This is a genomic window from Nocardia sp. NBC_00511 (genome assembly GCF_045161165.1).
GTDB lineage: Bacteria > Actinomycetota > Actinomycetes > Mycobacteriales > Mycobacteriaceae > Nocardia.
In genome coordinates, this window is record NZ_CP107849.1 from 6,962,129 (window position 1) to 6,975,077 (window position 12,949).

13 protein-coding genes are annotated in these 12,949 nt (G+C 67.5%); 9 read left to right on the forward strand and 4 right to left on the reverse strand.

Annotated elements, in window-relative coordinates:
* Positions 1-53 precede the first annotated feature (53 nt).
* The 6 genes from OG300_RS32500 to OG300_RS32525 all read left to right on the forward strand — a co-directional run bounded on the left by OG300_RS32500 (position 54) and on the right by OG300_RS32525 (position 6,923).
* Positions 54-1,241: an NAD(P)/FAD-dependent oxidoreductase gene (locus OG300_RS32500; RefSeq protein ID WP_405487609.1), complete on the forward strand. Its 1,188-nt coding sequence runs from the start codon at positions 54-56 to the stop codon at positions 1,239-1,241.
* Positions 1,242-1,285: 44 nt separating this feature from the next.
* The gene (gene glnT / locus OG300_RS32505) at positions 1,286-2,629 is read left to right on the forward strand and encodes a type III glutamate--ammonia ligase (protein ID WP_405487611.1); all 1,344 of its coding nucleotides are present in this window, start codon (positions 1,286-1,288) and stop codon (positions 2,627-2,629) included.
* Positions 2,630-2,653: 24 nt separating this feature from the next.
* Positions 2,654-3,553 (forward strand): glutamine amidotransferase family protein, encoded by a 900-nt coding sequence (locus OG300_RS32510; protein ID WP_405487613.1) that lies wholly within the window; start codon positions 2,654-2,656, stop codon positions 3,551-3,553.
* A complete protein-coding gene (locus OG300_RS32515) occupies positions 3,538-4,233 on the forward strand; it encodes a protein glxC (protein ID WP_405487615.1) in 696 nt (231 codons plus the stop codon). Before OG300_RS32510 ends, OG300_RS32515 begins: the two co-directional genes overlap by 16 nt.
* Positions 4,234-4,246: 13 nt before the next feature.
* On the forward strand, positions 4,247-5,563 hold the full coding sequence (locus OG300_RS32520; RefSeq protein ID WP_405487617.1) for an FMN-binding glutamate synthase family protein: 1,317 nt from the start codon (positions 4,247-4,249) through the stop codon (positions 5,561-5,563).
* A 130-nt stretch (positions 5,564-5,693) separates the two neighbouring features.
* Entirely contained in the window at positions 5,694-6,923 is a 1,230-nt protein-coding gene (locus OG300_RS32525; RefSeq protein ID WP_405498766.1) for an allantoate amidohydrolase, read from the forward strand.
* A gap of 296 nt (positions 6,924-7,219) precedes the next feature.
* On the opposite strand, the gene OG300_RS32530 is transcribed toward OG300_RS32525, so the two are convergent.
* The 3 genes from OG300_RS32530 to OG300_RS32540 form a co-directional block, all read right to left on the reverse strand.
* Entirely contained in the window at positions 7,220-8,983 is a 1,764-nt protein-coding gene (locus tag OG300_RS32530) for a DUF222 domain-containing protein (RefSeq protein ID WP_405487619.1), read from the reverse strand.
* A gap of 119 nt (positions 8,984-9,102) precedes the next feature.
* Positions 9,103-9,762 (reverse strand): helix-turn-helix domain-containing protein, encoded by a 660-nt coding sequence (locus OG300_RS32535; protein ID WP_405487621.1) that lies wholly within the window; start codon positions 9,760-9,762, stop codon positions 9,103-9,105.
* A 420-nt stretch (positions 9,763-10,182) separates the two neighbouring features.
* A complete protein-coding gene (locus OG300_RS32540; protein ID WP_405487623.1) occupies positions 10,183-10,395 on the reverse strand; it encodes a hypothetical protein in 213 nt (70 codons plus the stop codon).
* A gap of 445 nt (positions 10,396-10,840) precedes the next feature.
* Here OG300_RS32540 and OG300_RS32545 point away from each other — a divergent pair, with 445 nt between their 5' ends.
* The 3 genes from OG300_RS32545 to OG300_RS32555 all read left to right on the forward strand — a co-directional run bounded on the left by OG300_RS32545 (position 10,841) and on the right by OG300_RS32555 (position 12,423).
* Positions 10,841-11,734, forward strand: coding sequence for a helix-turn-helix domain-containing protein (locus OG300_RS32545; RefSeq protein ID WP_405487625.1), 894 nt, complete (start codon positions 10,841-10,843; stop codon positions 11,732-11,734).
* A gap of 6 nt (positions 11,735-11,740) precedes the next feature.
* Positions 11,741-11,971, forward strand: coding sequence for a DUF397 domain-containing protein (locus OG300_RS32550; protein ID WP_405487627.1), 231 nt, complete (start codon positions 11,741-11,743; stop codon positions 11,969-11,971).
* 167 nt (positions 11,972-12,138) lie between these two features.
* Entirely contained in the window at positions 12,139-12,423 is a 285-nt protein-coding gene (locus tag OG300_RS32555) for a hypothetical protein (RefSeq protein WP_405487629.1), read from the forward strand.
* Between the two features lie 87 nt (positions 12,424-12,510).
* On the opposite strand, the gene OG300_RS32560 is transcribed toward OG300_RS32555, so the two are convergent.
* Complete coding sequence (locus OG300_RS32560) at positions 12,511-12,828, reverse strand: DUF222 domain-containing protein (RefSeq protein WP_405487631.1); 318 nt, start codon at positions 12,826-12,828, stop codon at positions 12,511-12,513.
* Between the last annotated feature and the right edge of the window lie 121 nt (positions 12,829-12,949).

Here is a 12,949-nt window from a genome sequence, read left to right on the forward strand (position 1 = left end):
GGCAACACCGATTCTTGTCAGAAGACACCGTTGTGAAGCCGAGGTACCTCTCCATGACCGACACCGCCGAGTTCCTCGTCATCGGGGGCGGACTCGAGGGCCTGGCCATCGCCTGGTCGCTGGCCGCGCGCGGCGCGACCGATGTCCTCGTCCTGGAGCGAAACACCCTGTGCTCCGGCATGACCGGCAAATCCAGTGGCGTGGTGCGCTGCCACTACGGCGCACCGTCGCTGGCGGCGCTGTCGTGGTGGTCGGTGCCGTTCTTCGAGCAGGCGAGCGAAATCCTCGGCGACGACCTGGGTTTCCGGCAGTGCGGCTACGCGGTCGGCGTCGGCGCCGACAATGTCGACCCCCTGAAGGCCAATGTGGCCATGCAGCAGGGCCTGGGCATCGACGTCGAACTGATCGGCGGCGACGAGCTGGCCCAACTGTGGCCGGGCCTGCGCGTCGACGATTTCGCCGCCGTCGCCTACGAACCGCGCGGCGGCCGCGGCGAAGCCTATTTGACCGGAATGGCTTTCGGTACGGCCGCCCGCGAGCGGGGTGTGCGGATCCGGCAGCAGACACCGGTGACCGCGCTGTTGGAGCGGGCGGGCCAGGTGATCGGCGTGCGGCTGGCCGACGGCACCGAGGTGCACGCGGGCACCGTCATCGTCGCGGCCGGGCCGTGGACGCCCGCACTCACCGCCACGGTCGGTGTCGACACACCGGTGAAAGCCCAACGCGCCCAGCTGATCCTGATCGATCAGGGCGAACCGCTGCCGCAGGTGCCGGTGCTCTCGGATCTCGCGAGCCTGCAATATCTGTGCCGCGAACCCAACGGAGAACTGCTGGCGGGCAACAGCGATCACGCCGCCCCCGAATATCTGGACCCGGACGACTTCGTGAATCGAGCCGACGATTCGGCCGTCGACAAGGTCATCGCCAAGCTGGATCACCGCCTGCCGGGCATGCCCGATCCCCGGGTGACCGGCAGTTACGTCGGCGCGTACGACGTGACCCCCGACTTCAATCCGATCATCGGTCCCGCTCCGCTGCCCGGACTGTTCCTGGCCACCGGCTTCTCCGGCCACGGTTTCAAGATCTCTCCGGCGGTCGGCCACCTGGTCGCCGACCTGCTGCTCGACGGCCGCAGCACGTTGCCGGGTGTCGACTCCGCCGACTTCCGCTATACGCGCTTCGCCGAGGGCAGCCCACTGCTCAGTCCGTACCCGTACCTCGGCGCAGGCGAAATGCGCTGACCCACAGCTTTATTCGAATCGATCCCAGCAGTTCAGGAGCCGACATGGCGATAGACACCCCCACCGCGACCGTCACGCCGATCACCACCCACCGCACCCTGGCCGAGCAGGCGCACGCCACCGGCACCACCTTCATCCTGGCGGTGTTCACCACGCTGTCCGGAAAGCCCTGCGCCAAGCTGGTTCCGGTGCAGGCCGTCGACCAGCTGGCCACCGACGGCGTCGGTTTCGCCGGGTACGCGGCCGGGATGATGGGCCAGCAGCCCCGCGATCCGGACCTGATGGTGCTGCCCGATCCCGCGACCTTCACCCCGATCCCGTTCGTGCGCCCCGGCCTGGCAATGGTGCACTGCACCCCGCACGTGCTGGGCGAGCCGTGGCCGTTCGCGCCGCGAGTCATCCTGCAGCGCACCCTGGACCGCGCCGCCGAGCGCGGCTACACCGTGAACGTCGGCGCGGAGATCGAATACTTCCTGGTGGATCGCACGCCCCGGGGCCTGGCTCCCGCCGACACCGCCGACGTCAGCTCGCAACCCTGCTACGACGCCCGCGACGTCACCCGCATGTACGACCACCTCACCGAGGTGTCCACCGCCATGAACGCGCTCGGCTGGGGCAACTACGCCAGCGACCACGAGGACGGCAACGGCCAGTTCGAGCAGAACTTCGACTACGCGGACGCGCTCACCACCGCGGATCGGGTGATCACCGCCCGCTACCTGCTGTCGGTGATCGCCGAGAAGCGCGGCATGAAGGCGACTTTCATGCCGAAGCCGTTCACCGACCGCACCGGCACCGGCATGCATCTGCACCTGTCGCTGTGGGCGGGTGACCGGCCGCTGTTCCCGGACGCGACCGATCCGCGCGGCCTGGGGTTGTCGCCGACCGCCTACGGCTTCCTGGCGGGCATGCTCGAGCACGCCTGCGCCCTCCAGGGCGTGATCGCCCCGACGGTCAACTCCTACAAGCGAACCGGTGCGACCAGCACTGCCAGCGGTGCGACCTGGTCGCCGCGCTACGCCACCTACGGCGGCAACGACCGCACCCACTATCTGCGGGTGCCGGATGCGCACCGGGTCGAGTTGCGGGGCGCGGACGGTTCGGCCAACCCGTATCTGGCGATGGCCGCGGCCGTCGCGGCGGGCCTGGACGGCATCGATCGCGCACTGGATCCCGGCGACCCGGGGGAGCGACGCGGCGAGATGCTGCCGATGACGCTGGTGCACGCCATGGACGCGCTGACCGCCGACCCGGTCGTCACCGCCGCCCTCGACGTGGCCGGTCCCGGTGTCGCCGACTACTTCGCGCAGTGCAAACGCGAGGAGTTCTTCGCCTGGCACAACACAGTCTCCGACTGGGAGATCGAGCACTACCTCACGGCTTTCTGAGCCCGGAACCCCTTGGAGGACACCATGTGCGGCATTGTCGGCCTGCACCTGCGCGATCGGGCGCTGTATCCCCGGCTGGGCGAACTGCTCACCGGCATGCTGGACCAGATGTGCGACCGCGGCCCGGATTCGGCGGGCATGGCGGTCTACGGCGACCCGGTGTGGTCGCCGCCCGGAGCAACCACGGTCTCGCTGCTGGACTGCCCGATGTCGGCGGCGGAACTCGCCGAAAAGCTCACCGAGGCAGTAGGAATGCCGGTGTCGGCGGTGGATCTGACCCCGACCGTCCTACTGCACGCCGCGCTCACCGCCGCGGAACTGGTTGCGGCGGTGCGTAATACGGCCCCGGGTGCGCGTGTGATCGGCTTCGGTGCGGATCTGGCCGTGCTCAAGGGCGTCGGTGATCCATCCACCCTGGCGCGTGGTTTCGGCCTGCCCGCCGCCCAGGGCTGGCAGGGCGTCGCGCACACCCGGATGGCGACCGAGTCCGCCGTCACCGCCGAGGGCTCGCATCCCTTCTCGGTCGGGGAGGGGCAGTGCCTGGTGCACAACGGCTCGTTCAGCAATCACATGAGCATCCGGCACGAATTACGCAGGCGCGGCGTCGAATTCGACAGCGACAACGACACCGAGGTGGGCGCGCGGTTCGTCGCCGAGCAGCTGGCGCAGGGCATGGACCTGGAGAAGGCGCTGCTGCTGTTGAACGAGGAATTCGACGGTTTCTACACATTGCTGGTGTCGACCGCCGACTCCTTCGCGGTGGTGCGCGACGCCGTCGCCTGCAAACCGGCCGTGATCGCCGAGACCGACCGCTGGGTGGCGATGGCCTCGGAATACCGCGCGCTGGCCGAACTACCCGGCGTCGAACAGGCCCGAATCTTCGAACCCGAACCGGAAGAGGTGTACGTATGGCGGCGATCGTGACCGAGCGGACGATCCTGGACGCGGCCGAATCCGGCACGCGCGCGGTGAATTCCGCACTGGCCGAACCGAATTCCCCGGCGGCGGTGAGCATCACGAATCCGCGTGGCGCGCATGCGCTGGCCTGTGGGCTGGATCGCGATGTGGATGTGGTCATCGAGGGGCATGTCGGCTACTACTGCGCGGGCATGAACCAGCACGCGAGTGTGACGGTGCACGGCAGCGCCGGGGTCGGCGTGGCCGAGAACATGATGTCGGGCACCGTGCGGGTGCGCGGGGACGCCTCACAGTCGGCGGGTGCGACCGCGCACGGCGGGCTGCTGGTGATCGAGGGCAATGCCGGTGCCCGCTGCGGTATTTCGATGAAGGGGGTGGACATCGTGGTCGGCGGCAGTATCGGCCATATGAGCGCCTTCATGGGTCAGGCCGGACGCCTGGTAGTGCTCGGCAATGCCGGTGAGGCGCTTGGGGATTCGCTCTACGAGGCCCGCATCTACGTGCGCGGCACGGTGGCGTCGCTGGGCGCGGACTGTGTGCGCAAACCCATGCGCGCGGAGCATCTCGCCGAGCTGCGTGACCTGTTGTCGCTGGCCGGATTCGATGCCGACCCGGCCGAATTCACGCGCTACGGCTCGGCCCGGCAGCTCTACCACTTCCACGTCGACCACGCGGCCGCGTACTGATCAGGAGTCACCCATGACCTATCCACTGCCGCCGCGGGAATCGGCGACCTTCGACCGCCGCGCCATCGCCGAGATCCAGCGCGCCGCCGAGACCGGCATCTACGACATCCGCGGCTGGGGTGCGAAACGCCCACTGCCGCACTTCGATGACCTGCTGTTCCTGGGCGCGTCCATGTCCCGCTACCCGCTCGAGGGCTACCGCGAACGCTGCGGCACCGACGTGATCCTCGGCGACCGGCACGCGAAACACCCACTGCACCTGGATATCCCGGTGACCATCGCGGGCATGAGTTTCGGCGCGCTCTCCGGCCGTGCCAAGGAGGCGCTGGGCCGGGGCGCGAGCGCGGCGGGCACCTCCACCACCACCGGTGACGGCGGCATGACCGCGGAGGAGCGCGGTCAGTCCAAACACCTGGTGTACCAGTACCTTCCGTCACGGTACGGCATGAATCCGGACGATCTGCGCAAGGCGGACGCCATCGAGATCGTGCTCGGTCAGGGCGCGAAGCCGGGTGGCGGCGGCATGCTGCTGGGCCAGAAGATCAACGAGCGGGTCGCCGCCATGCGCACGCTGCCGCAGGGCATCGACCAGCGCAGTGCCTGCCGCCACCCGGACTGGACCGGCCCCGACGATCTCGCCATCAAGATCCTGGAACTGCGTGAGATCACCAACTGGGAGAAGCCGATCTACATCAAGGTCGGCGCGACCCGCACCTATTACGACGTGAAACTGGCCGTGAAGGCGGGCGCGGATGTCGTGGTGGTGGACGGCATGCAGGGCGGTACCGCCGCCACCCAGGACGTCTTCATCGAGCACGTCGGCATCCCCACCCTGGCCGCCATCCCGCAGGCGGCGCGCGCGTTGCAGGAGCTGGGCGTGCACCGCAAGGTCCAGCTCATCGTTTCAGGCGGCATCCGAAACGGTGCCGATGTGGCGAAAGCGATGGCACTGGGCGCGGACGCCGTCGCCATCGGCACGGCCGCCCTGATCGCCCTGGGCGACAACCATCCTCGCTACAGCGCCGAGTACGAGGCCCTGGGTTCGGCGGCGGGCAGCTACGACGACTTCCAGGACGGCCGCGACCCGGCGGGCATCACCACTCAGGATCCGGAGCTGGCCGAGCGCCTGGACCCGATCGAAGGCGGCCGCCGCCTGGCCAACTACCTGCGCGTCCTCACCATGGAAGCCCAGACCCTGGCCCGCGCCTGCGGCAAATCCCATCTGCGCCACCTGGAACCGGAGGACCTGGTCGCCCTCACCGTGGAGGCGGCCGCGATGGCCCGGGTCCCGCTCGCGGGCACCGACTGGATTCCGGGAGCCGTCGCATGAGCGCGCCTTTCGACCGGCCGGGATTCGCGGTCCGCGTGGTCGGGTGCGGTGGTGCTGCCGCCGCATTCGGGAGGGGGCGTGTGGTGTCGCGAGCGGAGGGGTGGCTGTGACGCCCGCGGCTCGGCCCGGTGTGGTCTCGAGTTTCGATCCGCTCTGGGCTGAGATCCTATCGGTGGGACGGCACGCGTCCAGTGGTGGCTATCGCCGCTATGCCTGGTCGGACGCGGATCTCACACTGCGCGAATGGTTTCGAGGGTGTGCGGCCGCGCGGTCGATGGAGGTGGAGGAGGATCGCAATGGGAATCTGTGGGCCTGGTGGCTGCCCCGGAACTGGGTCGGGGATCCCCGCGGCGCGTTCGTCACCGGCTCGCACCTGGATTCGGTGCCCGACGGTGGAGCGTACGACGGACCGCTGGGGATAGTCTCCGCCTTCACCGCGGTGGATCTGCTGCGGGCGCGCGGCGTGCGACCCACGATTCCCATTGCGGTGGTGGCCTTCTCGGACGAGGAGGGCGCACGTTTCGGGGTGGCCTGCATCGGCTCGCAGCTCAGCACGGGTGCACTGGCTCCCGAGCGCGCGCTGGGGCTGCGTGACGGGGAGGGAATCACGCTGGCGGAGGCGCTGATTCGCGCCGGTCGGGATCCGGGGGCGCTCGGCGCGGACGCCACCCTCACCGACCGGGTCGGGGTGTTCGTGGAATTGCACATCGAGCAGGGCCGCGCCCTGGACCTGGTGGATCGCCCGTTGGCACTGGCCTCGGCGATCTGGCCGCACGGCCGCTGGGAATTCGACTTCACCGGCGAGGCCAATCACGCGGGCGCAACCCGCCTCGTCGACCGCCACGACCCGATGCTGCCGTTCGCATCCACGGTCTACGCCGCCCGCGCGGAGGCGACCGCACTGGCGGCGGTGGCGACCTTCGGCAAGGTGCTGGTCGCACCCAACGGCACCAATGCGATCCCGTCCCGGGTCCGGGCGTGGCTGGACGCCCGCGCCGAAGACCAGTCCACCCTGGAAACCCTGGTCGCCCGCATCACCGAGCGAGCCCGCACCCACGCCGGGTCGGAAGGTGTCACCCTGACCGTGAACACCGAATCCATCACGCCCATAGTCGATTTCCCACCCGAACCCCGAGCCCGCCTGGCCGCCGCCCTGACCCACCTCGGCGACATCCCCGTCATCCCGACGCAGGCCGGACACGACGCAGGCATCCTGTCCGACCGCATCCCCACCGCAATGCTGTTCGTACGCAACCCAACCGGCGTCTCCCACTCACCGACCGAGCACGCCACCCCCGACGACTGCCACATCGGCGCCCTCGCCCTGGCGGACGTCATGTCAGCATGGGTCACCACCTAATGCGGCAGCTGCTGTCCCCGTGACGGACCTGGTGAATGACCGGCCCTGAGCCGAGTCGATTCGAACCCGTCGCTGGTGGATCGGAACGGACCTGATGCGTGAGCGGCCCCGGTGATATGGCCGATCGACCCAGCACCACTGAGCGTTTCCGAATGACCGCTGCGGCGACGGCGTTCCACACCGAGATACTCGGGTTGCGGGTGATCCCGGAGCACTCGGCTCGACGCCACGCCGAGTCCACCGGGAGATGTGCGGCGGTGCACCGCCGCGCGCAACGACACTTGGGGCGACGGGACCTAGAACGGTGCCGGGTCGGTGTATCGCGGTGGGGAGTCGACAGTCGATGGCTGTTCCACCGCCCAGGATCCGCGCGCGGCGCGGGGTTCGCATGCGGATCGTGCTGCGCGGGCAGACAGTGCGGCCTGCGCGTGTCGGCGTTGTGCGGGTGGCTGGTAGACGTGAAGGAGTTCGGTGAGTTCGTTGACCGCCCCACCCGGATTCAACAGCGGCTCAACCTGTTCCGACTCCGGAAGGCCCGTGCCGGTGACCGGTGGAACCGGTGTGCGGGGGAACAGGAACTTCGCTCCCTCGGGTGTGGTGGTGATCGATCCGCCCGAGGGGCTGCGCCATTCCACACGCCGATCCGGGTGATGGATGACCTGCCATCCGTTGAGTCCGTTGTCGGCGAGGGTTTTGGTGCGGTGGTGTCGTCGGCACCGGCAACCGAGGTTGGATTCGACCGTGCGGCCACCGGATTCGGGCGAGCGGTGGTCGAATCGGTCCTGGTGGTCGATGTCGGTGGCCGCGGCGGGGATCGCGCAGCCGGGGGCGCGGCAGCCGCCATCGAGGGCGCGGATCCGGTGGGCCAGGCGGGTGCCGGGCCGGTAGCGCGTCTCGCACGCGGCAGCCGGGTATGCGGGGTCGTCGGTGCCGGTTGGCGCGGCGACCGCCGGGAGTACCCCGGTCTCGGGTGTGGTCTGCCCGGTGCGGCCGGTGTCCATCGGACACGCCTGGCCGTCGACGACAGCCTGCCCACTGTGGTCGGCGCCTGCCGGACACGTCCGGCTGTCGACGGCAGCCCGCGTGGTGTGGCTGGTGTCTGTCCGACGTGCCTGGCCGTCGACGGCAGCCTGTCCGCTGTGGTCGATGCGGGCTGGGTGCTCGGGGATGATTTCGAAGCGGGCGTGGCGGGCCAACTGGCGTGCCAGGTCGGCGTCGATGGCACCGAAACCGGCCAGCAGAGCAGGATTGTCCGCCAGACCCGCCAAGGTCTCAGCCGAAAGACCGACCTGCACAAGCACTTTGCGTGCGGAGGCGACCGCGGATCCGGCGCGCGGGCAGTCACGGTGGCCGCAACCGCAACTCAACCGACCGGTCCCGGTGGTGAGGGCGATGAGGGCATCGGCGCGACGCTGGTTGCTGGTGCGGGGATCGGCTGCGCAGCAATGGGTTTGCGCCATCTCCCGCAGGCGTTCGTAGAGGGCAACACCATCGGCGGCGGGCAGCACGGCATCGAGGATGGCGGTGCCGTTGTCGGCGGCGGTGACGTTGACATACCGGTCGGCCTCAGCAGTCTTGCGGCGTTCGGCCTGTCCGGCGGGGTCGGTTTCGAGCAGCCACCGGCGCAGGGTGCGCTTGACCCGTGCCGGGTCGGCGTTCTCGGCGTAGGCGACGATGCGTGGTTCGAGTGCCGCGACCAGCTCAGGGTCGATGTTGCGGAAGACTTCGTGCAGGGCCCGTACTCGAGGCAGGTCGATCCGGCCGCCTTCGAATGCCGCACGCGTGCACGGCAACCGGTGTTCGAGTCCCAAACCGAGGGCGATGAGGTTGTCCGCGGTGCGTTGCTGAACGTGCAGGGCGACACCGATTTCGGTGGCAGCGTCTTCCCCTGCGTAGACGGCGCGTACCCCGCGCTCGAGTTGCTGTTCGCGGCGCATCCGGTAGAGCGCGGTCATCAACGCGACTTCTTCGGCTTGGGCTACAGCGATCGTCGAGTGCACCGCGCGCAGCCGCGCCACCAGTTCGGTGGCGCTGAGGCTGTCAGCAGCGGTTTCGTTCACATGTTCGATGATATTCGCGTGTAATGAGACACGCCAGAAGGCTTTCGGTGACACGCTGAGCGAATTCCCAGCTGCCGCAACCACTCTGCCACTTGGTGGGCGACCTCAACTGGCGCGGCTCAGTGTTCGGCGTGATTGTCCGGGTAGGCGGTGATGGCGAGAAACCGAATGGGCAGCCGCACCAGATCACTGGGCCCGTGCGCACCCTCCCCATCCAGTAGCAGCGAATCCCCTGGCCGCAGTGTGTATTCCGAGTCCCCGTGCCCGTACACCATGACCCCTTCGAGCATGTACAGCAGCTCGGTCCCCGCATGCTGGAACAGCGGAAACGTCTCACTGGCCTCGGTAAGCGTGACGAGCACCGGCTCCAGCCGCTTGTGCTGCCCGCGCAACGCCCCCAACAGTTCGTAGTGATGCCCGACCCGAGTGCCCCGCCCGACAATGACGGCCCCATGTCCAGCCGGAGTGAACACCGCCTCCCGCGCACTGTCCGCCCCCCGGAACAATGAAGTCACCGGCACATCCAGCCCGGTAGCCAACCGAGCCAAAGTCGACAGACTGCACGAGGTCTGCGCATTCTCGATCTTCGAAAGCATCGCCTTGGAGATCCCGACCTTGATAGCCATATCCCCCACCGAAAGCCCACTGGCCAGCCGCAGCGCTCGAACCTGCTTCCCGATCACCCGCTCCAACTCGACCCCGGTCGGCGCGTCAGCCGCCACCTCCCGCTGAACAGGAGCCGGATCCCCGTTGTCACGATGCTCAGGGCGACCACTCATCCCCCGATCCTAACGCCCGAGTTTCCCCACAGTGGACCCCGTACATTCCTTTCCGCCAACGCCGCCGCCGTGGCGGCAGCGCGGTAGTCATCGACTACCCGCTGGCTGTTCGCGTGTTTAGGGTCAGGGCCCGTGGACACTCTGTGCGATTTCCTGTGCACGATCGGTCGGCGGTTGGGCAAGCCTGTGTCCATGTGCTCAGAGTTCAGCACCACATCCACCCGTTTCCCGGTACTCGGGTTTCGACCCGCAGCTGACCGCGTGGTGCTGCTGGCAGATCCAAAGCTCGACTGACGTCTCCTGTGCTCGAACCGCACGCGAGCGTTTGAATCTGCGCACTCGCAACCAACAACCGCAATTCGGCATGCGGCAGTTGTCGCCACTGCCCGACGGCCGGCCATGACGGAACGGGCCGCCTGCTCACTGCGCACGCAGGTCGAGTAGATACAGCCGTAGTGCACAGCCCGCCGCTTCACAGGCTTCGTTGTCGTGGGCGCGCAAGAGTATGTCGATGTCCGAGTCCGAGAGTGCTTCCTGCGCTGATGGTTTGCCGTGCCAGGCCGGATAGCGGCGAATCGAAGTCTCGGGATCGACCTCCGGCACGCTGCCAGGAGCGGTATACGGGTTGGTCATCGTCCACTCCTGTTGCGGAACAACCGATTGAATGGAAGTCGGTGCGACACCGCGGAGTACACCGCCCTCACCCGGCCCGATGCCTGCCGTGCACCCGATGCCGGTTGTGCAGCGGCACCCGCCCCAACGCCAGCCCGTCGATCAAAACCGGCGAATCCCCCATCCTGGGTGTCATCGCAACACCACCCCCGACAATCCAATGCACCCCTGCGACGATGACGATCCAGGCAGTGGCCGCAAGTAGATAAGTCCAAGCATCCAAGGGCATTTCGATCATCCTCCCGAGTGAGCTCGTCCTGGTCCTCGAATGAATCCAGCACACGCCGGGAGCGGAGAACTGGCAATGTCAATGCTCGAGAATCGCGAATCTGACCCAAAAGCCCAGGGCCATTGCCAAAATCGATGTACAGCGTTGCCACTTTTCGTGAGCACGAGGAGCTCTGGCATGGTGAAGACGAACCCTGCGCCGACATCCCTCGCCCGAAGGCAGTTGGGCGCGGTACTGCGTCGAGCGCGCGACCGCAAGAAACTCGACTTGAAGGACGTCGCCGCGGCGATGGGCCTCGGGCTGGGCTGGAGTATCAGCAAGCTCGGGCGCATCGAACGCGGCGAGACCGGTCGGTTGACGCTACCGGAGGTCGAGAAGCTCGCGAAGATCCTCGAGCTCAGCGACGAGGAATTGTCGAACCTGATTGGACTGCTCAGACAGGCGGCCAGCAAGTCGAAGTGGTATCCGTACCGGGATCTTCTGCCCGGTAACGACTTTCGCGTCTACCTCGACCTGGAGTCTGCGGCCGAGCGGTTGATCATGTTTCACAACAACATAATTCCCGGCCTACTTCAGACAACCGCCTATGCCGGTGCGCTGGATCGGACCTATTTCCCGAACGATTCGGATGTCGATCTCGACCGGCGCTGTCAGCTCAAGGCCGAACGTCAAGCCTTGATCACCCGCCGACACAACCCGGTCGAGGTGACTGCGATCCTTCACGAAGCGGTTGTTCACACGCTGGTCGGCAATCGAACGGTGATGGACAGCCAGATCGCGCATCTCGCCGAGATAAGCAAGCGACCGAACATCAGCCTGCGGGTACTGCCGTTCTCCGCTGGCCTTCCGCTCGGGACCGCGTCCGGATCATTCACGATCATCGACCTGAAGGCCAACGCCGAAGGCGAGCAGTCACCTGTCGTGTACCTCGAATCATTGACCGGCGCCGTGTGTCTCGACGAACCGGACGAAGTCGACGAGCATCGTGTGGCAGCGACCGTCATCCAGCGTGCCGCGCTGGACGAGGTCAGCACCCGTACCCTGCTTCGGCAGGCCAGTAAGAAGGGATAGCAAACCATGTACAACCTATCCGGAACGGATCCTCGACTAGCGGCCGCGAAGTTCTTCAAAAGCCCACGAAGCGGCGGCAAAGCCGACTGCGTCGAGGTCGCCTGGCTCTCCGATGGCGCCGTCGCCGTCCGCCACTCCCAGGCTCCCGACGGCCACGTCCTCATCTTCAGTCCAGGCGAATGGGATGCCTTCGAAGGTGGCGTCCAGGACGGCGCGTTCAAACGCCCGACCGCATAGATCGAATTCAGCTCGAGCGATTCGGCTGCCGCTGAACGTCTGCTGAAGATGCGCGGTGAGTTCTTCTCGGTTGTGCGCCAACGCAGTTGACTACGTCGTGGGTGGCGCAAGGTTCGCTCGGATTGTGCCGCTGCCGAACGGTTTCACAGCTGGAAGGACTGATCCCGATGACTCTCTTCAACACCGGCGCTCGTCGCACGGTGCGTGCCGTGGTGGCCTCCGCAATCCTGGCCGCACCCCTGCTCACCGGTATCGGCGTGGCTTCCGCCGGCGCACCGGCCCTCACTCCGGCCACCCCCGACGCCTCCGCCCAGTCCGTCGACTGGCCCGGCTGGTACCGCTGGCACTGCGAGATCCAGCACGAGTGGTGGCGCCCGCGCTGCCACCCCGAGTACTGGCCCGGCCGCAATGTCCCCGATCTGGGCGACAGCGGCAGTGGCGGCAGCATCTGACTGGCCCACACGAAAATCGGCTCGCTCCATCAAGGGGCGAGCCGATTTTGTGAATCCCGCGGGCTCGGCGGTGCGGTGCCCGGTGGTTCAGCTGGCTGCTGCCAGCACCCGCCACACCTTCTTGGAGCGTGAACGGACTTGTGGGGCAGCGTATTCGATGCGCTTGCGGGCCTCGTGGACGCTGATCCGTAGTAGGTCGGTCAATAGGTCTGCGGTGTCGCGGTAGCCGGTGCCTGCGGCGAGGCCGCGGCGGTCGGCTTCGGCGACGGCCGCGCGCATGGCGGCGTCCAGTCGTCGGCGGCGGCGTTCGGTTTCTACGAGGGTGCGCAGTAGGTCGACGTCGGCGAGGTCCGACCATCCTGGTGTTGAAGCATCCGGCGCGAGCGCGGTCGAATGTAAGGTCACGCGGGCCAGCCTACCCCAGAACTAGAACGTATGTTCGATGAATCGGGTGGCGGTCGAAGGGGAGTTCGGGGCTGGTGCGCGCCGACACCACCACGATGTTGCGCGCACCGATTAATTTGGG

Excerpts from the sequence above, each read along its gene's own strand:
- OG300_RS32520 (WP_405487617.1), top strand. The coding sequence starts at position 4,247 with ATGACCTATCCACTGCCGCCGCGGGAATCGGCGACCTTCGACCGCCGC.
- OG300_RS32500 (WP_405487609.1), top strand. The coding sequence starts at position 54 with ATGACCGACACCGCCGAGTTCCTCGTCATCGGGGGCGGACTCGAGGGC.
- OG300_RS32550 (WP_405487627.1), top strand. The coding sequence starts at position 11,741 with ATGTACAACCTATCCGGAACGGATCCTCGACTAGCGGCCGCGAAGTTC.
- OG300_RS32540 (WP_405487623.1), bottom strand. The coding sequence starts at position 10,395 with ATGACCAACCCGTATACCGCTCCTGGCAGCGTGCCGGAGGTCGATCCC.
- OG300_RS32510 (WP_405487613.1), top strand. The coding sequence starts at position 2,654 with ATGTGCGGCATTGTCGGCCTGCACCTGCGCGATCGGGCGCTGTATCCC.
- OG300_RS32535 (WP_405487621.1), bottom strand. The coding sequence starts at position 9,762 with ATGAGTGGTCGCCCTGAGCATCGTGACAACGGGGATCCGGCTCCTGTT.
- glnT (WP_405487611.1), top strand. The coding sequence starts at position 1,286 with ATGGCGATAGACACCCCCACCGCGACCGTCACGCCGATCACCACCCAC.
- OG300_RS32555 (WP_405487629.1), top strand. The coding sequence starts at position 12,139 with ATGACTCTCTTCAACACCGGCGCTCGTCGCACGGTGCGTGCCGTGGTG.
- OG300_RS32545 (WP_405487625.1), top strand. The coding sequence starts at position 10,841 with ATGGTGAAGACGAACCCTGCGCCGACATCCCTCGCCCGAAGGCAGTTG.
- OG300_RS32515 (WP_405487615.1), top strand. The coding sequence starts at position 3,538 with ATGGCGGCGATCGTGACCGAGCGGACGATCCTGGACGCGGCCGAATCC.